The 23,719-nt window shown below is 44.2% G+C and carries 15 protein-coding genes and 7 pseudogenes; 11 read left to right on the plus strand and 11 right to left on the minus strand.

The window, feature by feature from the left end:
* The 3 genes from L1D15_RS21685 to L1D15_RS21695 all read left to right on the plus strand — a co-directional run.
* Window positions 1-755, plus strand: a 755-nt coding sequence (locus tag L1D15_RS21685) for a hypothetical protein (RefSeq protein ID WP_239877014.1), incomplete at its 5' end; no start/stop codon positions are given.
* A 277-nt stretch (window positions 756-1,032) separates the two neighbouring features.
* A complete protein-coding gene (locus L1D15_RS21690; RefSeq protein ID WP_239877015.1) occupies window positions 1,033-1,299 on the plus strand; it encodes a hypothetical protein in 267 nt (88 codons plus the stop codon).
* Window positions 1,300-1,523: 224 nt separating this feature from the next.
* Entirely contained in the window at window positions 1,524-1,799 is a 276-nt protein-coding gene (locus tag L1D15_RS21695) for a hypothetical protein (protein ID WP_239877016.1), read from the plus strand.
* Between the two features lie 210 nt (window positions 1,800-2,009).
* Here L1D15_RS21695 and L1D15_RS22135 read toward each other — a convergent pair.
* A pseudogene (locus L1D15_RS22135) lies at window positions 2,010-2,153 on the minus strand (IS5/IS1182 family transposase); the annotation flags it as partial.
* Between the two features lie 225 nt (window positions 2,154-2,378).
* Here L1D15_RS22135 and L1D15_RS21705 point away from each other — a divergent pair.
* The 4 genes and pseudogenes from L1D15_RS21705 to L1D15_RS21720 all read left to right on the plus strand — a co-directional run bounded on the left by L1D15_RS21705 (window position 2,379) and on the right by L1D15_RS21720 (window position 6,743).
* The gene (locus L1D15_RS21705; protein WP_239877017.1) at window positions 2,379-2,702 is read left to right on the plus strand and encodes a hypothetical protein; all 324 of its coding nucleotides are present in this window, start codon (window positions 2,379-2,381) and stop codon (window positions 2,700-2,702) included.
* Between the two features lie 29 nt (window positions 2,703-2,731).
* Window positions 2,732-4,309, plus strand: coding sequence for a hypothetical protein (locus L1D15_RS21710; protein WP_239877018.1), 1,578 nt, complete (start codon window positions 2,732-2,734; stop codon window positions 4,307-4,309).
* Window positions 4,293-4,508, plus strand: a pseudogene (locus L1D15_RS21715) (transposase); the annotation flags it as partial. The gene L1D15_RS21710 and the pseudogene L1D15_RS21715, both read left to right, overlap by 17 nt.
* 342 nt (window positions 4,509-4,850) lie before the next feature.
* A complete protein-coding gene (locus L1D15_RS21720; RefSeq protein ID WP_239877019.1) occupies window positions 4,851-6,743 on the plus strand; it encodes a methyl-accepting chemotaxis protein in 1,893 nt (630 codons plus the stop codon).
* A gap of 12 nt (window positions 6,744-6,755) precedes the next feature.
* Here L1D15_RS21720 and L1D15_RS21725 read toward each other — a convergent pair.
* Window positions 6,756-7,886 (minus strand): annotated as a pseudogene (locus L1D15_RS21725) (hypothetical protein); the annotation flags it as partial.
* A gap of 933 nt (window positions 7,887-8,819) precedes the next feature.
* Between L1D15_RS21725 and L1D15_RS21730 the strand changes: the two are divergent.
* Window positions 8,820-9,290, plus strand: a pseudogene (locus L1D15_RS21730) (IS3 family transposase); the annotation flags it as partial.
* 251 nt (window positions 9,291-9,541) lie between these two features.
* On the opposite strand, the pseudogene L1D15_RS21735 reads toward L1D15_RS21730, so the two are convergent.
* Window positions 9,542-9,763: pseudogene (locus L1D15_RS21735) on the minus strand (IS481 family transposase); the annotation flags it as partial.
* 150 nt (window positions 9,764-9,913) lie between these two features.
* Between L1D15_RS21735 and L1D15_RS21740 the strand changes: the two are divergent.
* Window positions 9,914-11,389 carry an EAL domain-containing protein gene (locus L1D15_RS21740; protein ID WP_239877021.1) on the plus strand — a complete coding sequence of 492 codons (1,476 nt, stop codon included), beginning with the start codon at window positions 9,914-9,916 and terminating at the stop codon, window positions 11,387-11,389.
* 515 nt (window positions 11,390-11,904) lie between these two features.
* Window positions 11,905-15,771, plus strand: a complete 3,867-nt coding sequence (locus tag L1D15_RS21745; protein ID WP_239877022.1) for an Ig-like domain-containing protein — start codon at window positions 11,905-11,907, stop codon at window positions 15,769-15,771.
* Window positions 15,772-15,897: 126 nt separating this feature from the next.
* On the opposite strand, the pseudogene L1D15_RS21750 reads toward L1D15_RS21745, so the two are convergent.
* The 7 genes and pseudogenes from L1D15_RS21750 to gbpA all read right to left on the minus strand — a co-directional run.
* Window positions 15,898-16,171: pseudogene (locus tag L1D15_RS21750) on the minus strand (IS256 family transposase); the annotation flags it as partial.
* 204 nt (window positions 16,172-16,375) lie between these two features.
* Window positions 16,376-17,410 (minus strand): hypothetical protein, encoded by a 1,035-nt coding sequence (locus L1D15_RS21755; protein WP_239877023.1) that lies wholly within the window; start codon window positions 17,408-17,410, stop codon window positions 16,376-16,378.
* Entirely contained in the window at window positions 17,376-18,383 is a 1,008-nt protein-coding gene (locus L1D15_RS21760) for a cytochrome c peroxidase (protein ID WP_239877024.1), read from the minus strand. Before L1D15_RS21760 ends, L1D15_RS21755 begins: the two co-directional genes overlap by 35 nt.
* Window positions 18,384-18,477: 94 nt before the next feature.
* Window positions 18,478-18,807 carry a hypothetical protein gene (locus L1D15_RS21765; RefSeq protein ID WP_239877025.1) on the minus strand — a complete coding sequence of 110 codons (330 nt, stop codon included), beginning with the start codon at window positions 18,805-18,807 and terminating at the stop codon, window positions 18,478-18,480.
* Between the two features lie 22 nt (window positions 18,808-18,829).
* Window positions 18,830-20,023, minus strand: a complete 1,194-nt coding sequence (locus L1D15_RS21770) for a hypothetical protein (protein WP_239877026.1) — start codon at window positions 20,021-20,023, stop codon at window positions 18,830-18,832.
* A gap of 3 nt (window positions 20,024-20,026) precedes the next feature.
* A complete protein-coding gene (locus tag L1D15_RS21775) occupies window positions 20,027-20,440 on the minus strand; it encodes a TlpA disulfide reductase family protein (RefSeq protein WP_239877027.1) in 414 nt (137 codons plus the stop codon).
* Window positions 20,441-20,513: 73 nt separating this feature from the next.
* Window positions 20,514-21,956: an N-acetylglucosamine-binding protein GbpA gene (gbpA, locus tag L1D15_RS21780; protein WP_239877028.1), complete on the minus strand. Its 1,443-nt coding sequence runs from the start codon at window positions 21,954-21,956 to the stop codon at window positions 20,514-20,516.
* A gap of 471 nt (window positions 21,957-22,427) precedes the next feature.
* On the opposite strand from gbpA, the pseudogene L1D15_RS21785 reads away from it, so the two are divergent.
* A pseudogene (locus tag L1D15_RS21785) lies at window positions 22,428-22,626 on the plus strand (IS481 family transposase); the annotation flags it as partial.
* 339 nt (window positions 22,627-22,965) lie between these two features.
* Here the strand turns inward: L1D15_RS21785 and L1D15_RS21790 are convergent.
* Window positions 22,966-23,719 (minus strand): hypothetical protein (locus L1D15_RS21790; protein ID WP_239877029.1); only part of this gene is annotated, 754 nt, incomplete at its 5' end.

The following is a 23,719-nucleotide window of genomic DNA, read 5'->3' on the forward strand; positions in this document are numbered from 1 at the left end:
GCGCGTATGACGCAGCAGACCCTCAAACTCCTATTGACGTCACGTCAGACCCTTCAGCCACGTTCACTGTGGATGGCACTTACATTACGGCGTTCGACCCAGCGACGGGCGTTGCCACGGCAGGCAACACGATTTCGGATTCAACCGGCACGGGATGGATTGAGGCCACCTACGGCGGGCATACCGTTCGGGTCGCCGCGCATGTGTGGGGCTCTGCTCCGCCAAATAACTGCCAGACAAACGGTAACAATTACGTCGTCCTTTCCAACGGGACTGCAGTGGCGTGTCCATTGACTGTTATCCAAGCCGACCAGATGGGCGTACCGTACGAGGCGAGTGCGAATGATCCATCAGGGGTTTCTAGGGCAGCGGTTAGCACCTTGACGGGGTTAGTTGATTATTGCAGCGCTTTGACTTTCGGAGGTTTGGATTGGGGGGCGCGTGTTTCGGTGCGTAGCGATGTCGAGCAATTCGTGGTGGATGCGAACGCAGGATTCGTGGATACGACAGGATGGCCGCACGACGATGCGGACAACCGTTGGAGGGTGTGCGACAATGCAGCAGGCGACATTTGTCATTACAATCACTTATTTTCCGCTGAGATAGACCGCATCTCAAGTAAGCAGGGCGCGTATTTTTACACCGCTGTCCACGCGCACGGGGTGTACCATGCTACGCCTGATGGTTTCAGGGGCGTGTATAACAATGGGGCTACGATCTCTAGTCCACCCATGTGTGTCGCCGATTTACCTTGATGAAAATCACACTATGTTTTCATTAGTCGGCTTGATGCAGTAAGATGTGCATGGGGTCTAGCCCTTCATCAACGCTGAACATATCGATGCACACATTTATCAAGGCCTTCTCGTCAAGAAGGCCTTTTTCGTGCTTGCTTAGTGTGTATGCGAAGTGGGATAGCACGGGGCCTACGTACCCCGCTACGGAATAAAACCGTATTCAATCGCTGCTAAAGTTCATGCACAGCGCCGCGTAACTGATGGCATGTACGACATAAAATTTGCAGGAATGAAAATGAGCTTCTCAGAGATGCCTTCCCCGATGCAATGCAAAGATTCATCACTATTGGTAAGTCTTGAGGTAACCAATGACGCTTGGGTCGAGGCTGTCCTCAGGGGCTACTACGATTTCCTTTTCGACGTAATGACGTGGGGAGTTATCCTCGTCCATTACGCCTTGGATGATATGAATGAACAAGGTCAACCACTCCACGACCGATACGCAATGGCAAGGTCGATTTTCCTCAATGCAGCGTCAGTATACCTTAAGGCAATTACGTAATAGTTGGTTGTATGTGTATGACGAGACGGATAAGACCTTTCATGAGAATCAGGTGCATGAGTACGCGTTTATTAAAATTGATTAGTCAGGCGATGAAGCGTATAAACCTGTGAATGAACGTAGCAGCAAAGGTGAAGCGAAAAACTGCTTGGTCTGCCCGACGAAAAATACACGTCTATATGACGTTTGCTCATTAACGCTGGACATGGTGGCTGTGTGAGCACATGCGATTTCATGCGACTAATCGTTCGATATGCTTACAACAGCTTCAGTCAACACTGGGTCACCCTCATGCTGGTCTTTCTTCCCCACTTGGTAAGTCTGTGGCTGATGTTGGCACACCAACAGATGTGTTTGACACGACCTGTATGCCATTAACATCTATTGAAAGCGGTATTGATAACTTCAAAGATGTGGTAGACAAGGCTGGGTGCTGGGACTTAGATTATCGAGCTGACTTTCCCGCCCCAAGATTGCGGGGTGTTTATTGCGCTCGATGATCCTCTAGCGGATGTGAGTGACTTGTTCTTACCTCTTTCCAAAGAGGTTGCTGCGCGCAGTACCGTCTGAATAGCTACCGACTTGATAGACACTTTTTAGTTATACTAAATGACTATTAGATAGATGCTTATGAGCAGGGTAATAATTGATGGCATAGAGAAAATGCGTTTGACCACCCGTGCGATAGTAAGGGATAAACCGCTGAATCAGCGAGGTCTACCATGTTTGACTTATTTGTTTTGCTTCTGCTCGGCTATCGCTTCTTCATCAATCCAAAAAGTCAAAGATGAATAATTTATTGGGGTCTTATTGTACTGGTTCCAGTTAGTCTCTTGATAACGAGGTTTAGTTATGAGTCTACGATGTTTAATGGGTGTAGCCAATCAGGTCGTAACTTCGTGCTTTAGTTCAATAGTTTTAAGCAACAAAGTAAGCAGAGTCTTTAAAAATATGGCACGTAACTCGGTTTTGGATCGAGTTTGATTATGCGCGTGATTTTACATTCTATTTCTGATAGGAGTAAGTCCAATTGCTTGATATTTCGATGGATTTTTTATATTAATTATGGAAATAAGTAAATGAATAAAAGAAAACACTCTCTCTATGTATCGTTCTTGGTAGCCTCTCACTCCCAAGCTGCTTTAATCTGTAAGTTAACTGTGGGCTCTGAGGCCGTTAACAATGATGCGCAATACTATTCACCTCTAAATGTTGTCAACGTCGATGGCATTCATGCTGGGGCCTATTTTAATACACAGCAAACCCCTAATAATTATTTAAAACTAAATCCAAATAACGTTTTTTTGATCAACAAGAAGGGTTCCGATCCACGGATGATCAAGGCGATGGGGCGTCACTTCCAGATGCCGAATTTACGCAAAATAAAAATTACCAATCATTAACCGGTTGGGCTTCCACAACAGGGAACTTAATGTGGCCATTTTTAGTAGTCAACTCTGGCTCTTTTCAGGCCGATGTTGCGTTAATTACTGACAGCTCCAACTCTGAAATAGAAGTAACTCTTACTGAGCAACAGAGTGGTCATACAGTTTCAACATCGTGCGTGACTCACACGAATAATGATGAAGAAAGTGATGCACAGTGGAGGATAACTTATGATGGTATATTGACGGAAGGATACTACAAACTCTCGTTCAATGCTATTAATGTCTCCGCTGGTGAAGTTGGCACCTTAAAAAGAGTTATGCTCTCTGGAAGTAGTATTGAAAACAGTCACTTGATAAGAGCAAGGTGGAGGCCAATAGCCGTTCATGCTAGTTTTGAAAGCTCAACCTTACCATCTAATGAAAAAGGCTTGCTCTGGGTCTTTGAAACCGAGCAATTAACAACTGGAGGTAACTCTTACTCACCCATATCCACCCCTTTTGGTTATATTGGCTCAACACGCGACAAAGAAACACGAGTCCCATCAGGTTATAACTTCAGTCTTTGGGCCTTTGGTTCGAGCGAAACACCTCTCCCTTTTATTGATATGCCACATATTTTAACAGCAGGCTCAATGGATGCTCGGTTCTCGTGGTACGGCCATGAAGGCACTGGAGTAAAAATACGGGATTGGGATCCTTATGCTAGCGAAACCAACCCTATCCAATTATTAGGCTATCGTTTGCAACAAGGCGTAGAAGGCGCTATATCTGGTTCACCAAAGTATTACGACACATTCAGTTCATACTTTTTTAAACATGATTCGCATCAATGGCATCTGTTTGGGCGAGCGCGTGATACCCTCAATCCTACTATTAACAGCAATGTTTCGTCCGCTTTTGTTAAAGTCACGGGAGCTGCGGATGTGGAAAGAAGTGGTCATATCCCTAGAACAGTTTCATTTAAAGGTTGGGTCTACGGTAGTGATGGCCAATGGCATATTATCGATAGAATGCAACCAACTGGCTCAATGGGTAGTGAGGAAGCTCCTTTGACGAAAGCTTGGTCCATTACCCCTGAAGGTGATGCATTTACACTTTCTCAAACTGGATTAGCTCATTTTTCCACGACTAATAATGTGTTAACACTGACCGAACCTAAGGATGTTCCTGAACATATCATCGACAAAACAGACGAAACTTTTGCTTCAATACCACTAGATATTAAATTGAAAACGACGAATATTGTGTCTGATGAGACCAAAATCGAGATCGAGTTTGATATTAGTCAAGTTACTGATAATACGTTGGTTAGATTATTTTATGGACCTCAAAATAGTCTCACGTACACGGAATCTATTACTGGTAAAAACGACGTTAGCCCTTATGAATATGAGGCTTGGTCGCATTATGCTCAAATGAATAGTGAAGAACTCTCTGAAGGCCTGAATACCATCACCATTTCCGGACTTGACTCAAACCAGACTTATTACTTTCGAGCGTTCAGCGAGAATGAAACCGGTAAAACATGGAGTGATAGGTATGGAAGAAAAGTGCCTATTGAAGATCAAATGGTGTTGTCTACTGATTATACAACATCCAATCAAGCTGAAAGGAAAAAGTAGCTTGATGCTCTATGAGCGATTTGGAGATTTGAAGTTCAAGTTTAGGAAGCGAGAGTTTTGGTGTCGAGGATATTATGTAGAGACGGTAGGAAAAAATACCAGCAAGATACAAAGTTACATAAAGCACTAACTAGAGCAGGATAAAATGGGAGAGCAGTGGTCGACCCCGTATTCAGTTAGCTCGTTTACCGGCCGCAGAAAAATAGTCATATGCACATGTCAGATCACTGTGCGCCTGCTAGGGCGCTACCAGTATGAGAGCCTTATATGTGCATATGAAAAACCACCGGCTATGCCGGTGGATACCTTTGTATAGAGCCCCTGCTAAGCCGGGAGATACATTTCTAACCGTGACTTAATGTCACTATCGAAGACCATTTCAGATGGGCTTATATTTGGGCTATAGGGTCACGCACATTGTCATTTATCCAAGGTGTTTATATCGAACGAAGCAAGGAAGCTATTATTAGACTTCGTGTGTATGAATGTTGGCATTCTGGCTTACGACTTCTATGGTTAATAATAAAAAATGAGGTAAAGAATGTTAAAGAAAATATCACTCTCTTTTCTGCTGGTCGTGTTAGGGGTGTCGCTCTTGGCCATTTGGGCTGCTAACCACTACCTAGATAACTGGAAATGGCGTAACATCCAGACCAACAATGATGAGGTGGTGAGCGTCGTCTCACGAACCTTTGAATCCAATCTCGTTGACACTCAATCCATGGTGAAGCAATTTGCCTTTCTTCTTCCTTACTCTAGTCTCAATAAACACAATGATGAAGCCAGATTACTCCGAGTCCTTGACCGAGTATTATCAGCGAACCCGGCCTTTATTGATGTGTATTTTGCGACGAACCAAGGGCGCCCTTTCAGTGCTCTTTCTAAGGGATGGGTTCAAGGGTTCAATGTCAGAGAAAAGCAACGAGAGTGGTTTTTAGCGATTGCTGAGCAAGGGCACGATAGCTTTGTCTCTGCACCTTATATCAGTAATACTGGTCAACGTGTTATTTCAGTCTCTGCTCCCATTCGTCGTCAAGGCGAGTTGATAGGTGTGTTTGGGGTTGATGTCACTTTGTCAGAAATGATGCCTGATTTTGGTGTTGAGTTTGCGATAGCCATGAAAGACGGGGAGATTGTGATGGCCGATAAGGCGACACGAGAGCTGGGTTGGATAAACAAGAACATTTACACTCTTCGTCCTACCTTCCGTGAGTTGACCTCAACCCCCTATTTTTACCGTTTGCCTGATACAGGCACCCCTTATACCGTATCAAAACAAGCCTTAACTGACAGTTATGATTTATTTGCTTGGACTAACCAGAGCCCGGCGGAAGAAATGAATCAAAGTCTCATTGTCGGGTTAATGACCTTATTTGTTGTTGTTGGTGGCTTATTGATACTGACCGTATTTATCGTTGTGAAACGCGAATTGAGAACCTTGCCGGTGTTCGTGTCCATCTTAGAGCGTATGTCTCGAGGGGAATTCGAAGCGTTTGATGTAACAAGAAGTCATAATGAACTGGATGAGGTTCGATACTCTCTAAGCACACTGCAGCAAAGTATTGCCGTCATTGTTCATGATTCTGGGGAACAGATGACGGGATTACTTGATCAGCAAGCCACGATTGAACGATTGATCAAAGACGCGACAGAAAATGCACATCAGGGTTTTCGCGATGTTGAACAAGTGGCAACGGCAGCGACAGAGTTATCTTCCACAGCCTCCGGTGTGTCAGAAAGTGCCCTTCAAGCTGATGAGATGGCACAGACGACGATGTCGGTGGTGGACAAAGGTGCCCAAGTACTCAGTGAAGCCGAGCAAATCAATAATGATGTTAGCCATGCGATTGCCGAATCCGCCATTATCGTGAATGAGCTACGTACTCACTCGGAAGAAATTAACTCAGTCGTAGAAGTGATTAATTCTATCTCAGAGCAAACCAATTTGCTGGCGTTGAATGCGGCTATTGAAGCCGCTCGCGCAGGGGAGCACGGGCGAGGTTTTGCCGTAGTGGCTGATGAAGTCCGCTCTTTAGCTCAGCGCACCCAAGCATCGACGGTGGATATTCAAAACATCATTTCTCGTTTGCAATCTCAATCTCAAAAAGCAGATGAATATATGGCCTCCAATACCACGTTAGTTCAGCGTTCCCAACAAATGATGAACGCTGTATCACAAGCCTTTCGGGACATTCGTGAGCAAGTCACCCATATTTCAGGGATGAATGCTCAGGTATCAACGGCTTCAGAAGAGCAGCGAGCGGTCACACAAGATATTACAGAGCGGATTAGCGGGATAAACGATACAGTCAAACACAACCTAGACAGTGCTGAGCAAACTCAAGCGGCTAACAATATCATATCGAAACAAACAGAGGCCTTAAAGCAGGTATTGAGTTTTTTCAAAGTGGTGACCCGTTCTGATATGGGTTGATACTTTTAGTTAAAACGCTCGATGAACTTCATCGGGCGTTTTGTAGTTTAGAGCGGTGTGTGGCCTCTGTTCATTATAGAGCTTCACCGACTCGGCAACCATTTTCTTAGCTTCATTCAAGTCGTTCGGCTTAGTCAGCAAGTACTCCATCTTTAAAATGCCATTGACTCTTTCCGCTAGAGCATTTTGATAGCAGTCGTATCCATCAGTCATTGAGCATGTCACATGATATTTTCTGTGTAATGACTGATATTCCTCAGAGCAGTATTGAATACCTCGATCTGAGTGATGGATAAGCTCACCCTCATATCGTCGATTTTTCAAAGCCTTCAGGAACGCGCTCTTAACGGCTTGCGTCTTCATGTTATCATTGAGATGATAACCAACTATCTTCCTCGAGTAGGCGTCAGTGATTAAGCTGAGATAGGTATTGCCCACTCGCGTTGCCAAGTAAGTAATATCAGCGACCCACAGCTGCTCCGGTTTATTTGGAACCATGCCCTTTTTGATTCGGTTTGGATGGCAGTGAAACCGATGATGGCTGTTTGTTGTTCGATGATAAGCCCTACGGTTGAAGACCAATAGGCGATGCTGTTTTAGCAATAAAAACAAACGGTCTCGTCCTATACAATGTTATTTTGACCGAGTAAATACTTGAGCTTTCGAGTTCCCAAGCGAGGATGCCGTATCCTTTGCTCGTTGACGAAGTCAATGACAGACTGCTCTTTTTTGGGGTTGCTGAAGCTCTAGTGCACAGCGTTTGTAAAACGCCTGCCGAGTAATGCCAATGAAGTGACAAGCTTTAGTTACTGTGAGCCTTTCGACCGTTTTTTCCTTAATAACTCGGCTTTGAGTTGAGTTTCCTCAAGTTGTTGCTCGAGTTCTTTTATCCGTTGTTCAGGCGTTTGAAGAAGAGGGAGAATCAGGCATACCATGACCTACTGTGTTTGGTTTCTCTATTCCTTTAGACCAATTTAGCTGACCGTGCTTGCGAAGCCAAACTAAGACAGTAGACCGACCTTGGATCCCATATCGCTCTTGGGCTTGTTTGTAGGTCATTTCACCTTTTTCTACTTGGTCGACAACCGTCAATTTAAAAGCAAGAGAATAATCTCGTTGGGTTCGTTTACTCATTGATTTCATGACACTCTCCAATTTCATGTTGGAACATGTGTCAACCTTATTTAGGACGGTACATGGACAGTAAATAAGGCTTCAGCAAAAAAAGCCCTCCCGCCTGACAGAAAACAGATCGGTCAGGGGGTAGGCAACTCAGTAGAGCGAAAGATGAAGCCCAAGCTACTTAACGTAGCGGGAAATATATAACAACGTAAGTCAGTCATATGGGTTGACATATAACGTAATAACTCTACCACTTTTTTTACTCTATCTAGGTTATTTAGCCTTATTGATTATTTTGTGACGCATTTTCAGTTGATAGTGCAGTGGCATCGTTATGGTTTAAAAAGGCGCGTCTTCTACCTATACCTAAGCCCTGTAACGGTAGACTTAAATTGGAGACCTTTTTAGAGGTATGATTTCATTCGATTAAATGAGGTTATATATGCCAAGAAACATTACTCCCGAATTTAAACGTGAGTGTGCTGAATTCGTGAACATTCATGGTTACAAACATAAGGAGGAGGCTGCGTCAGTTTGTCTTCAATTCAACGTTGGGTAACGCACTGACTGCTGAACAACTGCGAATTCAAGAGTTAGAAAAACAGTTCAAGCAGCTTAAAAGTGATAATGAGCTGTTAAAAAAACTTCGGCCTTCTTCGCAATGGAATTGAACAAAAACAAGTAATTGCGGTAAATCTAAAGAAGTTAGACTACCCGATACAACAGATTTGCCGATGCTTAGCTCTTGCTGCTAGCTCATTTTACTATCGGTTAAAGCCCAAAGTTATTGATACTGAGAGTGTTCAATTGAGAGGTGTGATGAAACAACTTGGTTTAGTTACGAAGCGACCAAAGCAGCATAACTATCCAACGGGTGGAAAGGCATCAATTATCGCCCCGAATAAGCTTAATCGCCAGTTTAACCCTGATAGACTTAACTAATATTGGGCTGGTGACATTACCTATATTCAGACACAACAAGCTTGGCTCTATCTCGCAGTTATTATGGATTTATGTTCACGCCGTATTATTAGCTGGGCGTTTTCCGATAAGCCTAATAGTGAGCTAACGACTCGCGCACTGCGCTTGGTAGTACAGAAGCGGAAAGGTTGTGACAGCGTGGTATTTCATTCAGATCAAGGGGGTCAATATACCAGTGAATCTTACCAAGGCTCACTAAAAGAATTTGGTATTGAGGTAAGCATGAGTCGGGTGGGCAATTGCTTGGACAATGCTGTGACCGAACGATTTTTTAGAAGCTTGAAATCGGAGCGAGTAAACTACCGTGGGTACGAAACTCGACAACAAGCGATTGCTGACATAATTGACTACATCGAACCGTTTTATAATCAAAAGCGACGACCTTACAAACTGGGTAACATCTCCCCAGTACAATATGAGATGGAATTACTTAAAACTGCCTAAAGCTGTCTCCAAATATAGTTGGCCGTTACAGAAGCTAAGAAAACGCTTGCGAGTCATTAAAACTCAGAGGCCACACACCAGTCTAAACTACAAAACGCCCAATGAAGTTCGTCAAGCGTTTTAACTAAAAGTGTCAACCCATATCAGGACGGGTCATCGGACGATAAGGCACTGTGCTCTTGGGTATCTAAGCTGTACTAATTTAGACCTGATCTGACAGTTACCCACTTTTCGGCTCGGTTCCTGTCAGGTTATATCTGGGCTAGATTCTTTTCAACCCAGATTGATTTCCCATCCTCTAATGTTTCTATAATCTTTCTGCCACAGCACGCTTTTCCTTGATGAGTACGATAATTGTTGAAGCGCTCGCAGATACCATTTGCCTGTGGCAATATCGCTTTAGTTTTCGTTTGGTCAATATCATTGATGGCTAGATAGAGTTGGTTGTCGTGCTGTTAAACACGACCACAGTAAATGGCCAATGTACAGCATGGGTTAAGCCTTTTTTGTGAAGTCTGAGATAGCCGCAGGTTAGAACTTCTCAGAGGTTAAAGTTCAATGTATGTTATACTATTGATATCTAATATAATGAATTTTCTCAAGTCTCTTAAGGGGCTTACGGTATGCGTACATTTTTAAAAGACATTATACCTTCAACAATTATGATTGTGTTAATAGCAATGCTGCTGTATCCGATGTTAAGCTCATTTATTAAAGTCAGTTTAACGCAAGACCTTATTACTCGGCTTCAATCAGAAGATAAACACCGTTTGCAGTCTATCATAACTGTATTTAATATTCTCCAAACTGATGAACGAAAAAATTGTACTTTGGCGAAACAACAGCAATTCTATGACTATATGTTACAATCCACTTATATAAGTCAGGCGGGATGGTTTGGCTCTAACGGTACTTGTTCATCACACAATAACTCTGATGAAGTAGTCGTAATTAAACATAAAGTATATTTAGCAGATCAAATCTATTTTGCGATGTTGGAGAGTGACGAACATCGTTCACTAGCGTGGCTAAAACAAGTAGACGATCATTGGTTGTTTGTAGAACCGGATTTTAGGCTTCTTTATGCTGCCTTCAATGAAATATGCAATGTTTGCTTTAATTTATCGTTTTCATTAGAGAAAGGAAGATCTGTGGTCTATCAATTTGGAGAGCCTGTGAGTGGGGATCAACATTTTGAGACAAAGTTGCCTAGTACTGGGCTTTACTTGTCTGTACACATAGATCCTGCTTTTAAGGAGCAATTAGAAAATTGGACACTGCGGTTATACGGTATTGTCGTATTGGCGTTATGGGGACTGTTTATTACAACAAAAGCAATATGGGGGTTAACCCTTCAGAGTCGTCATGCCCAAATGAAATACGCTCTTAAACATCATCAGTTTATTCCTTTTTACCAACCCGTTATTGATATTTCGTCACAACGTGTTGTTAATTGGGAGCTATTGATTCGATGGAAGAAGAAAGGAGAGCTCATTCCACCCATTGAGTTTATCCCCTTTCTTGAATCTTCTCTTTTGATCTATGATGTGACTCTTAGTTTAATCCATCAAGCGTTTGCTGATCATAAAGACCTAGATCTAGAGTCTATTAGTATAAACCTTCCCCCAAAATTACTTGTTAATACTGATTTCATTCTAGATATTGAAGTATTACTTGACTGTTATAACCCTAAGGCTGGTTGGTTAAGCTTTGAAATAACAGAACGCTCACCGATAGAAGATCTCCGTCTTGCAAGAGCCCATATGTGCCGCTTAAAAAAGCAAGGTGTAGAGTTTAAACTGGATGACGCAGGTACCGGATATGGTGGTTTTAGTTACCTGCAGGAACTGCCTTTTGATGTACTAAAAATAGATCAGATGTTCATTGCGAGCATTGATTCTAGCAAAGCGCTAAAGAGCGTACTTGATGAAATCATTAACTTCGCATTTAATCTTCAGCTACAGGTGATCGCAGAAGGTATAGAAACCCAGAAACAATCAACTTACCTATCGGAAAAAGCTGTAAACCTTCAGCAAGGCTTTTGGCTGGCTAAACCAATGTCAAAGGAAGATCTGTTTCATTGGCGTAGTCTTAGATGATAAATAATTACTCAACTTATAATAGTTTTTGCATGCGTGTTTACAAAGCCAGAAGTGTATTCTAGTCTGCAGTGATGCAAAAACTTTTGGAATTAGGGAGTTTTATCAACTAACTGGACCTCCTATAGAGCACCTCTCTACTTTTCCACCAACGAGGTTTGGAAGCATACCAAAATAATATGACTCAATGCCTTTAGCATTAATAGTTAGCAAGCGTCAACCACAAACCAGCCTGCTTGTTCTAACACTAATTACTGCAATATTTTATATTTATACGTAATTAATATGATACATCCCCCTAAGGTCGCCGCCTAAAAAAACATCAATAACACTTCAAGTTAACTCATTATCTTTTAGGTTCATTCATATTACGTAGATTGGGGGTTTAGGTTTTTCTTCATTCTATTTGCTAAGTTGTTCCATGTAACGTCCCCCCGTCTTAGGCATATTTAAGTATTCAGGTGAAGTCACGCATTAAGTACGTAACTTCCCCCATCATAGAAGGAGAACTTCTCATGCTCAAACGTTGGCTATCTATAGCCCTCGCTTTACTCATCGCTGCCTGTGGCGGAGAGAGTAACCCCACTCTCTCCGACCAAGGTGGAAACCCTGACATCACCACCATGACTGAACTGGATGTCACAGCTCGTTATGGTCATGTGATCCCTGGGGTGAAACAATCACTCACGGCGACCGCGTATTTTGATACCGAAGGAGCCAGCATGAACCTCTCAGACCAAGTGGATTGGCAAGTCGACAATCCTAACTTAGCGACGGTCAATGCCCAAGGGACTCTTGAGGCTCTGGCTTCGGGGGTGGTAACCGTCACTGCAACGTATCAGGATTTCAGTGACTCGGTGGAGGTACACATCTCTGATGGAACCATTATTGGACTGGAAGTCACGCCTTCAAATTTGGATATTCCTGTGGGGATGGAATACCCATACATGGCGTCATTGCATTATAACATTGACGGGGTGCCGGCTCGGGTAGAGGTGACGGACCACGTGACTTGGCAGGTCCAAGATACTCAAGCTTTTAGTATCAATGAAAATGGTGTCCTTAAAGCGATTAACTCGGCTAACTCCCAAGTTGAAGCGAAATATTTCTCTCCAGCACTCCCTATGCCAATGACAGATACGGCTGACGTAACATCACACGCGAATGTGTTAGTCACAAGCCTTGAGATTTATCCAAATGCATCGGTCGACATAGTGAAAGGGAGTCGACTGCCTTTCCGTGCGCTTTTGCATTATACGGATAGCGGTGGCTCTGCCCATTCGATGGATGCAACATTAAGTGTTGATTGGGCCAGTTCGAATGAGAATAACGTGGTAATTGGGGACGCTGGTGTGGTTCAGGGGTTGTCTGAAGGCACCAGTGCGGACATCACGGCCACGTTCAATGCTTTAGTTAGTCCGGCGACGACCGTCAATGTTCAATCGGCCAGTATTAATGCGATTCGTATCTCTCCAAGTGTTATGACACTGCCCGCGGGTTTAACGGAAAGTGCACAAGCTATTGCGGTGATGTCAGATAACTCCACCGCGTCTATTCCACACGATGAAATCACTTGGACAACCGATGATGGAAGTGTTGCGATGGTCGACGATGCGACTGGCATCGTGACGGCTCTGAGTGTGGGTAATACCGTGATTCGTGGCTTACATTCCGGCACGGGTTTAGAGGGGACCGCCAGTGTCACAGTCACAACCGACACTTTTGATGTTCAGTCGGTGACCATTACTAGTCCATCCGCCAATCCGGTGTCCATTCCCTTGGGTTTGAGTGAGAAGTTTGCGGCCAATGCGGTGTTGTCGGATGGTAATACCTATGATGTAACCAGCATGGTAACGTGGGAATCGAGTACTCCTGCTACGGCTGAGATTGATTCTCATGGCACGACAGCGGGTGAACTGACGACACTGGCGGTTGGCACGACTGACATTACTGCGACTTTAGGTGGGCAGAGTGATACCACTGTAGTCGAAGTGACGGGGGCGACTCTCGATTACGTCACCATTGCACCGGCTCTTTACAGCTTTCCTGTCGGTGCAACGCACGACTATACGACTCAAGGCCACTATTCAGACGGGACGACTCAAGATGTCACGAACCAAACGCTATTTACCTCAAGCAGTGGTGGCAGTGTTGTATCGTTCAGTGGTAAGACGGCTGAAGCAGTGGCTTCAGGTACTGATACCGTGGCGGGCAGCACGTCGGTAGGAGGAGGTACCCCCATCCTGAGTAAAGCTAAAGTTCAAGTTGAAGGCTCCCTAACCAGCATTCAGTCGATTGCTGTAACACAACTGCCTTCACAGCAAGATGTGGCAAAGGGTAACCAAGCACTGTTCCAGGCGATAGCAACCTTAGACGACCAATCTACGCACGACATCACTAGCCTAGCAATGTGGTCATCGGACACTCCGTCTGTGGCGGACAACACAGCCGCCGGCAATGGTGCAATATTTGAGGCGCTCAGTCCAGGCTCTGCGACCATCAAGGCAAGCTTAAATGGTGTGGAAAGCACTGCGAGCCTGACGGTGGTCAACCCAGCTTTGGAAGGGTTAGTCATTGACCCTCTGTCTCTGGTTCTACCGATGGGCACGCCTGATACACTGGTGACGGACCTAACGGGCTATTACAGTGATGGCAGCTCAGACGATACGTTAGACTTTGCCAATTACGACTGGTCCTCAGATAACCCAGCGGTGGCCACGGTTGCTGATGGACTTATCTCTGTGGTCGCACCAGGCACGGCGCACATCACAGCAAAAGACTCGGTAAGCGGTATCGAAAGTGCACCAATGACCGTGCATGTTATCAACGCTCAAATCACTGGCGTGACCATCACCCCTGCAAGCGCCGCTTTGGACTTACATGAGTCTCAGGCCTTTACGGCAGAGTTGACGTTAACGACGGGGGATTTAATTGATGGTACGCGTATCGTGACATGGGTGAGCGACCAGCCTTCCAACGTTGACATTGATAATACAGGTCTTGCGACGGCGCTGGCGACAACCACAACAGATGCGAACATTACAGCGACGATTGGAACGCACACCTCACCAGCGTCAACGGTGTCAGTGAGTAACACTCTGGGTATCAGTCACATTGTGATTACACCAGCAGCAGTGACCACGGCGAAAGGTATGGACGAAGCTTTCACGGCGACGGCTCACATGCTAGATAACAGCACGATGGATGTGACGACGGCGGTGGAGTGGAGCAGTAGCCAAACCAATGTGGCGACCATCGACATCAGTACAGGGGTGGCAACGACAATTGCCCCGGGTGAGACAAGCATCACAGCCACCTTACCGAGCACATCAGTGCCGGTGACACCGGCGAAACTGACGGTGAGTCAGGCGACCATTGATTGGAGTACTTTTACACTGCAAGACATCACGGTGAATGAGGGGGCGTATACTTCTATTGATGCAACGGTGTCTTTATCGGACACGACTGTGCTTGATGCGTCTCGTTATGTGGATGGTATTGCCTTCACCAATGGGTATGCTCAATACCTAGGACAGAGTATTGTTCAAGGAGTAACGGCGGGGAGTGATACTGCTACAGCAGAGATTAATGGGCATTACAGCACTCAAGCGCAAGTCACCGTTAACTCAAATGTCACGCTGACCAGCATCGAGGTAACGCCTGATAATCAACAAATTGAGGAAAGCACAGACGGTCAGGCATTGGTTGTCACTGCCACTTACTCAGACATGAGTACGTTAGATGTATCTACATCACCTACGACTGAGTTTGATGACCCGAATAGCTATGTGACCTTTACTGATAATGTACCGACTGCGGGCACTACTACCGGAACGACGACGATTACTGTTAGTTACGAGGAAGGTGGAGTCGTTCAAACGGATACGGTCGATATTGAAGTAACGCTGGCGGCTCATTTCCCTACGTGCATAGCACCGGATGACCTAGCCGATGCGTGCTTGGATGTGCTTGATAACGGGGGTGGGAAACTGTTCACCAGTAATCCGTCAGTGGCCTATTTAGACAGTATTGGAGCGGGTCACATAGCTGATGATATTTATACTGAAAATGGTGCCTTCGGGCCGGTTGGAGATTTTTATCTATTTAATTGGGACAGTGCTAATGACTTATGTGCGGAATATAACACGAAAAATTTAGCGGGCCGTACTAACTGGCGCTTATCAGAAAAAGACGAATTAAAAGCAGAGCTGTACGGCACGAACGGTAATATGTTTCACGCGCGTGGTTGGCCGACCTACAACCGCTATTGGACGGTGACACCTGATGGTTCTAACTATTACATCGTAGACCTCAGTCTTGGTAAGATCTACACTGGCAATCCGAGCTATCCGGTCTACGTATCCTGCGTCTCAGATCCTTAAAGTTTAACGTTTTAGCTTTGAAGTGCCAGAGTTGTTCTCTGGCACTTTTTTAGAAGAAGAGAAGTGAATATTGGGAACTAAATTAACATTTGTTGAAAGCGGTCAACGTGTTGCATAAAGAAAGGGGTAAACATAGCGACGCCAGCTGAGAGCACGCTTACACCACTGTTTGTATTCAGCATACCAGCACTCTCTTTAAGACGACATGATAGGCCTTTCGCATCCTTACTCAAAAGCGGCAGCATATCGCCTGTAGATATAGTATAAGGGAGCAGTGTTGCAACACTCTTTGTTCGCTTGAGATACACTTGAGATACAGTGGTATCAAGTTGCCATAAAATTTGACCCCATTATCTCAGCGTTCACGAGCTTTGGGAATCTGTACTTCGACATCTCCTAAAGTTCGCCCAGATAAGGAATCGTAGGTCCTCAAAGGGGTTAACACCGATAGGGATATCAAGATATTCCTCTAACTGAAGAAATATCTCAATACTACCAAAGTAAGCAGGGAGGAGAGGTTTCAAGAGGAATTACAAGCCTTCCTTCAACTAATAAAATTGAAACCATCTCAATGGAACACACACTTGATGTGGTATCGAGTAGATCACTTGCTATGGAGACCTATAGCTAGCCTACATCTTAACGCTTTCGGTCGATTGTATAACTCAAGCAGCAATACAAATGCAGCGGCGAAGATAGGTAAATGTCCTTCAATCTCATGAGCTCCATGGATAAGAGAAGTCGTAACGAAGGCAAAAGCCAGCATTACCATAACTAGACGATTAGCAAAACCAAACGCCAGTAGTAGTCCTAGCAGTAACTCACATAACCCGATAAAGTACACGAAGTGGAGATCTGAAACCACGCTCAGTCCAATGCTTGGGAAGAAATTATAAAATGGGAACATCTCGATAAAGACAAGTGCTAACCCCGGATAGGCTAGCTTTTCTGTATACGCCAAAATGGCCAGCTGAAATCCGACCCCAATTCGCAGAATTACAACCGCCAGCGCCCACATTCGCTCACTGTCTAGATTTAGTAATTCCACTACTTTCTGATCATTTTTGGAGACATATTGACCAGTCAACAACATAAACATACCTACAGCGATAAATTCAAGTAAGTAGTTGATAGTAATTGCTGTTGGAATATGCAGAGCCATAAACCCTGTAGTCAGAAGAATAATCAATCCTGAAAATGAAATACTGATGCATGCAGACAACACTATTAAACCTTGTAAAATCACTCCTGTGGTTATCCATTCACTCGGAAGATTGATGTTAGGTGCTATAAAACCACCTTTAACAACTAATAGTAAGAAAAATAGCACTGTCAGACTAGAAAATACTCCTGAATACATAGTTCGATTACAATTGGCTGGCTTTGCAATAAGTCGATTGGCCGCACCACCTAACCTATTACTGTAACGAGTGATAAGAACACCAAGTAAAGCACAGCTGCAGACCAGTAAAGTAATACTGTAATATACCCAGTCCCAAGCAAATGAAACCTGTTTCATCTCTTCTGGAGAGACAAACCATTGGACATGAGCGAATGACGTCGATGGCGGTAATAAATAAAATAATAGGATAAACCATTTATATTTACTTGGAATTTGATGGGGGAGTATATTCATCATTTAGGGCCTTTAAAAATAAAATTAATTGTTCTCTTTGATGTGGGAACAGCCTCAGCGGCGCCACATCTGTATGCTCTAAAGGGTATTCGTAAGGGTTAATATAAAAATCGATAACTTCTTCCAAGCTTTTGAATCGGCCATCGTGCATAAAAGATGGGCTATCTGCTAAATTTCGCAGTGAAGGAACTTTAAATGCTCCTTTTAAATCTGAGCCTTTAAACCTCGCGTATAGAGCGTGATCACAATGCTCTAGTTCCTGCGAGTTTTGACACTGGTAGATGGAACCCTGATACTTCTTTACACCAGCAATGCGATCATGTTGTTCATCTCTCCCAGTGCCAATGGCGAAAAAGCCTCCATTAGTAAATCGTGATCCGCTATGGCAATCAATACACCCAGTTTTTTCAGAATCAAAAAACAAGTTCATTCCCGCAAGCTCATCAGCCGTGAGCACATCATTACTCTCCTCAGTTGCAATAAAGCGCCTATAGACATACTCATCAAAACGAGTCCAATAATGAGTTATGGTCGAAACATAAGCTCCAATTGTTTTGCCAACTTCAACCGCTTGTTGCTCTGAGTACTTAATTCTCCCACAGTGATTTAGAACCGAGGGGTATTGTAATTCATAAGTATCACAAACATACTTCACAACCTCTTGTGCCGATAAATCATGGTCATTGACCAATGCATCCAGAGCTTGAGCCCACAGTGAATCAGCTCGCCCATCCCAAAAATACCAGTCTTGCTCAAAAACTCCTCGAAGACTCAATGCTCGGATTGGTGAACCGTTAACGTGTTCAGAAAGGTTATTTACATCCTGAAAATTGTGTTGAGGTACATGACAGGATGCACAACTTATATTTTTGTTTCTGCTCAAACCCTGATCTTGAAATAACTGCTCACCGAGCTTGACTTGCAATGGAAGCTTTCCTTTCCTCTTATTGTGATCGCGATTCTTAACATCGAGCATCGTACTCTTTAGCAATTCTCTCTCAGAAAATGTAAGAGAATCTGAAGTTATTTCATACGAGTAGTTCAAAAAAAGGCCAATGCCAAAAGCCGAGCTAAAGAACATCAAAAGACAGAATACGAACCGTTTCATTGTCTCGACTTATCTTGATTTTCCATGATCCTGGCATATTGAACATTAAACCTTTAATCAGGCATTGCTCCTCGCTGAAATCAGTGACCACTGGGTTCGTAGGTAAGCCATGGCTATGACCAACCATATAACCAGATACTTCGAGGTCATCACAGGAGAAATCTTGTTTGTTAAAATTATAGGTGTGTAAAATATGCGCATGTACTACCGCCTTATCATCTTTAGCAAACACATCCAAAGAGGAAAAGAAACACATCGCAAGCACGCATAATACGATAATCAGCATATTCATAATTTAGTGTTGCACTTTTAAATCAATGAGAATAATCCAGATGCGCGGTGTAGACAGTGTCTTTATTCCACGACACGAGCACTCTACCATTGTAAACACCAAGAGTTGGAAACCCCGTATTTCTATCCAGACTGAGTACATCCAAAGTATTGGAATCGATACGAGCACCGTCAAAATTGTATCGGTCTACTTTAAGCTCAGCTTGATCTGCATTTACTGCTAGGTAACTGACAATAATGTGATCATTGTGTATGACTGTATCCACGCGACCTATCGTTTTCTCAGATACTGTGACTCCATTTCCAAACGTTTTGCCATTATCTAGAGATATCGCCAATTTGACTTGAGGCTGCTCGTTAGGTGCAGTAAACCAAATCAGTGCGACCCTATTACCTACAGCTGCGATTGATGGCCCATTAACGGGACATCCGGCTATTTCCCAATTGTCTTTAGGAACCCTTTCTGCGGATAACCATTTCCCTTCGACTAAGCGTTGAATGCGGATATCTCGGATTTCATCTGCACTTCGATCCCGATAGGCTACGAGCACTCCCTCATTAGTAGTAGCTGCAGCCGTTGTACAGCAGTCACATACCCGCTCATCTAGCAGCCATTCTTGGGTGATATTTCCATTTTGAAACATAGCGGCTCTCAATGTCATTGCTCCTCCATGCTCATGATGGCTATGAAGGTTATGATGGTCTCCATCGTGTTCAGATAATGATTTGGTATTACGACCGTCTAGCCACGTAATGAAGGTTTCTTGGCCGTTTGGCTGCATGGAAACGAACCCATGTTCGGCGTGTACTCCGTCACTGTGAGGGGTAAAAGGTTGCCCCCAGCTCTTCCCACCATCTTCAGAGTAGGTTATACGAACTCGGTAATCGTACTTGCCAGAGTTGGTTTTTTCCAGCCAATGAGCACGAACTTTGTCTCCCTCAACAAGAACACTTGGAAAATCCGCCCAATTATTGAACCAATTGCTGCCACTAGAAACTGTTTTAGGAGAGCTCCATTTATCCTCATCAAGTAAAGAGTATTTTAGGGTCGCAACCGAATCATCAAACTCAACCCATGACAGCACACTCTGTTTGCCATTAGAATAGAGACGAGACATACTCGCTCCTTCTTCGGCAGGTGTCGGAATTAAACTGACCTCCGTTGCAAAGCTGATACTAGGCATTGCACAGATAAAACTGAGTAATAGTTTCTTCATTGTCTAGAATCCCTTATCGTTAAATTTGATTGCTTGCATGATGTCGGTATAACTCTGCTTACCATAAAGGGTTTGAACGACCTGTCCCTGAGACAATATGTAAGTGGTTGGTAGCACAGGAGGTAGCGGTGTATTGTGTTTACCTTGCTTGTATACTGGATACTCAATACCCAGTTCACTGATAACCTTTTGCGTGTGCGAGTCATCATCTTGCTCAAAGTTAACACCCGCGACATTCACCTCTTGTTGACTAACTTTATTCAAAATGTGCACTTCTTTACGACAAGGTTTACACCACTCAGCGAAATAGGAAACAACTTTGATCTCATCGACATGTTCACCATTAATGAAAGGAGATGCTTGTACTATAGCTGGTAAAAACATTGTAAATAGAGTTAGGTAGTGGAACATTTTCATAGGATTGAATTCCTAAAACTCTGGAAAAAGCGGCTAGTTAAACCGCTTATGTTAGTTTGGTTGTAAGAATCGACTAATCGAGCTTTCGCCACTGCTGGTCAACCCAAGAAGGGTCTGCTGCGATACCCGGTAAAAATTCAGAGTCGTTACAGTGTGCAGCCCAAGCACCAAAGCACTCATAAATGCCTTCACCATCGAACTTAACCACATCTCCTTCCAAGTAGCTGCCGAAGCCATCCGGATATATATAGTCGTATTCGATATCACCCACAGACTCAACCAAGTTAAAGTTTATTGTCTCTTGACTCGCTAGCTTCCCTTCACTATTTCTAGTTTTAACCACTAACATATGATCGCCAGACTCTGATGCAGACAGCGTCAACTGAGGCTCGTGAACAGAACCATCACTGATTTGGTTTTCCCAGTGAGCCAATGAGTCACCGTTATAATTGTATACTGTTAGCTCAACTTGAACGTCACCTTCTGCAGTGAGAACAGGTTCAATGATAACTGGCGTATCTTCTTCGATAACATATTCAGTTTCGATGCCTGCAATAGAAACAGATACATCAGGCTCAGGTAACTCCAAGTCATAACCGATTTCAACACTCTGCAAGCCCGTATCTGTGTTTACGTATATAGGGTTAGTGCCAAATACTGGGTCAAATTTGCCCTCAGATACCACCCCAGCTTTAATTGTTTCATGCTCTTGATTGATTTTTTCAGCTAATGCATGAGACCAGCTTTTCGCTTTCCCTTGTTGCTCACTAGTTATCTCAAACCGTGTACTCAAAGCAGGGTTTTCACCAGAACTTTCGAACACTCGCGTATAGACGGCATCGCCAGTCTTCAGATCCCTCGTAGGAATAATTTGGCCTGCAGCTCCCCAATTTGGAAGTTGTGGTCCATTATCTTCAAACTCAACATCAATAACATTGTAAAATGACATGGCTGTATCAGATACGTCCCACACAGCCAAGATCACTTGATAACCTTCACGCTCAGGTACATTGCACTGATGAATTGTGGGCACATCCTTTGATGGCACTTCATTGTGACCTTCTACAACACAGAAAGGGGTCAGTTCGAAGGAGTCTCGAGTGAGCTTGCTGTTTACATCCCATTCTTGTTTAGTAATGTAGTACTTCCATGTTGCGACCGGATGAGGAGCCGTAAAAGTCCATTCAAACTCTTGTATACCTGAGTGAATTGTTCGTTTTTCCCAGCGTTCAGCAGTCTGCTCATTCATATTAAAAAAACGGTCCATTCCTGCATTTGCAATCTGCCCATCTGCTGGACCAGCATCAGGGAAACCATCATGTCCCTCAACACTTTGCGGTTCCCACTCGACGCCGTCACAATTCATATTCATAGGTAACCCTTCCGATTGACTTGCACCGCATAGGGCAGCTCGACCAATAATTCCGTCATTGGATAGTGATACATACCCGTGTGCGGCCACACCTGTGGTGGCAAGCAAGCAAGCAGCAGCTACTGCGGTTCTCTTCAAATTCATTAATAATCCCCATCTTTATTTGTGTCGAGTGAAGGTTCTATGGTTAAAAAACGAAGTCAGACTACTTAAAATACAGTGGAAATAAAATGTAATTAATAATTAATAATTTTTAGATAGGGTGGTATTTAGCAGCAAAGTGAACTTTACAGTGGTAATACTTGATAGATACCAAGCAAACTCAAATAAATGAGGGGAAGGCAATCAACCACTTTATTTTACCGGATAAAAGAAAGGACATAACGTATCCACGTTCAGTCCTTTTTATTCCAAAAAATATCCATTTAGATATAAGCGTTAATGCTTATCCAAACGGCATTAATCACTTACTACCATTTTATTTTAAGTTCCCACTTATTGAGATGAACCCTAAGAAAAGATCTTCCGTACTTTTATTGTACTAGGGTGCTTACTGCCAGCTTACGAGCTATCCCTGATCGGCACCAGCAGTTTTGGAAACTGAGTTAAGTGAGCACAATCACAAATGAGTTTCACCAAGTGACATTCAGAAAGAAATTGTATGGTTCAATGGATGAGTTACAAAAAATCTGGACGAACTGCTACAACAATTATCGTACTAATCAAGGAAAAATGTGCTGTGGTAGAGCGATTATAGAAACATTAGAGGATGGGAAAATCAATCTGGGCTGAAAAGAATCTAGGCCAGATATAATCTGGCAGGTACTGAGTCGAAAGACGCCGTGCGTGAACTTCAGTAGCAATTTAATGAATACGATTTTATCATCCACCCTGATAAAACCTTTATCGGTCGCACATGCCGAGGTTTTGATTGGCTGGGTCGGTTTTATTCCGTAGCGGGGTACGTAGGCCCCGTGCTATCCCACTTCGCATACACACTGAGGCAGCTTTATAAGCAAGCACGAAAAAGGCCTTCCTGACGAGAAGGCCTTGATAAATGTGTGCATCGATATGTTCAGCGTTGATGAGGGGCTAGACCCCATGCACATCTTACTGCATCAAGCCGACTAATGAAAACATAGTGTGATTTTCATTAGGGTAAATCGGCGACGCACATAGGCGCGGCGTATTGCCATCTGCCGTTAGTCTGGTCGTATCCTAACGGCGCGTCTACACTCATACCGTACCCGGGGCGGGTCCACCAAAGATAAGTAATGTGATACATCGGATCGGGCGAAGTCCTTACCTCTGTGGGTGTGACCAACAAAGCTGTCGCGCAATTGTCGGTACCATTCGGTCCGCAATTCCCCGCCTGGCTTCCGATGAACCCCTGCGGCCAACCGGTTGTGTCGATCACGGCATTATTTGCATCGTCGACAAACTGCTGGACGTCATACTGATCCGCCTCTCGTAACGACCAATCGAAGCCACCTAAGGGTAACTTAGCGCAATAATCGTTAATTTCGTCCGGGCTCGCAATGAGTGGCCACGTAGTGCCTTTGTTATCCATGTGCGACAGATTGTACGGTACGCCCAATGCATCGGCCTGTACCGCTGTTAAAGGACACGCCACTGCTGTCCCGTTGGATAGAACGACATAATTGTTACCGTTTGTCTGGCAGTTCGTAGGTGGGACGGAACCCCACACATGCGCGGCGACCCGAACGGTATGCCCGCCGTAGGTAGCCTCAATCCATCCAGTGCCGGTTGAATCCGAAATCGTGTTGCCTGCCGTGGCAACGCCCGTCGCTGGGTCGAACGCCGTAATGTAAGTGCCATCCACAGTGAACGTGGCTGAAGGGTCTGACGTGACGTCAATAGGAGTTTGAGGGTCTGCTGCGTCATAC

Source organism: Vibrio sp. Isolate25 (assembly GCF_022398025.1).
GTDB classification, from domain to species: Bacteria; Pseudomonadota; Gammaproteobacteria; order Enterobacterales; family Vibrionaceae; genus Vibrio; species Vibrio coralliilyticus_A.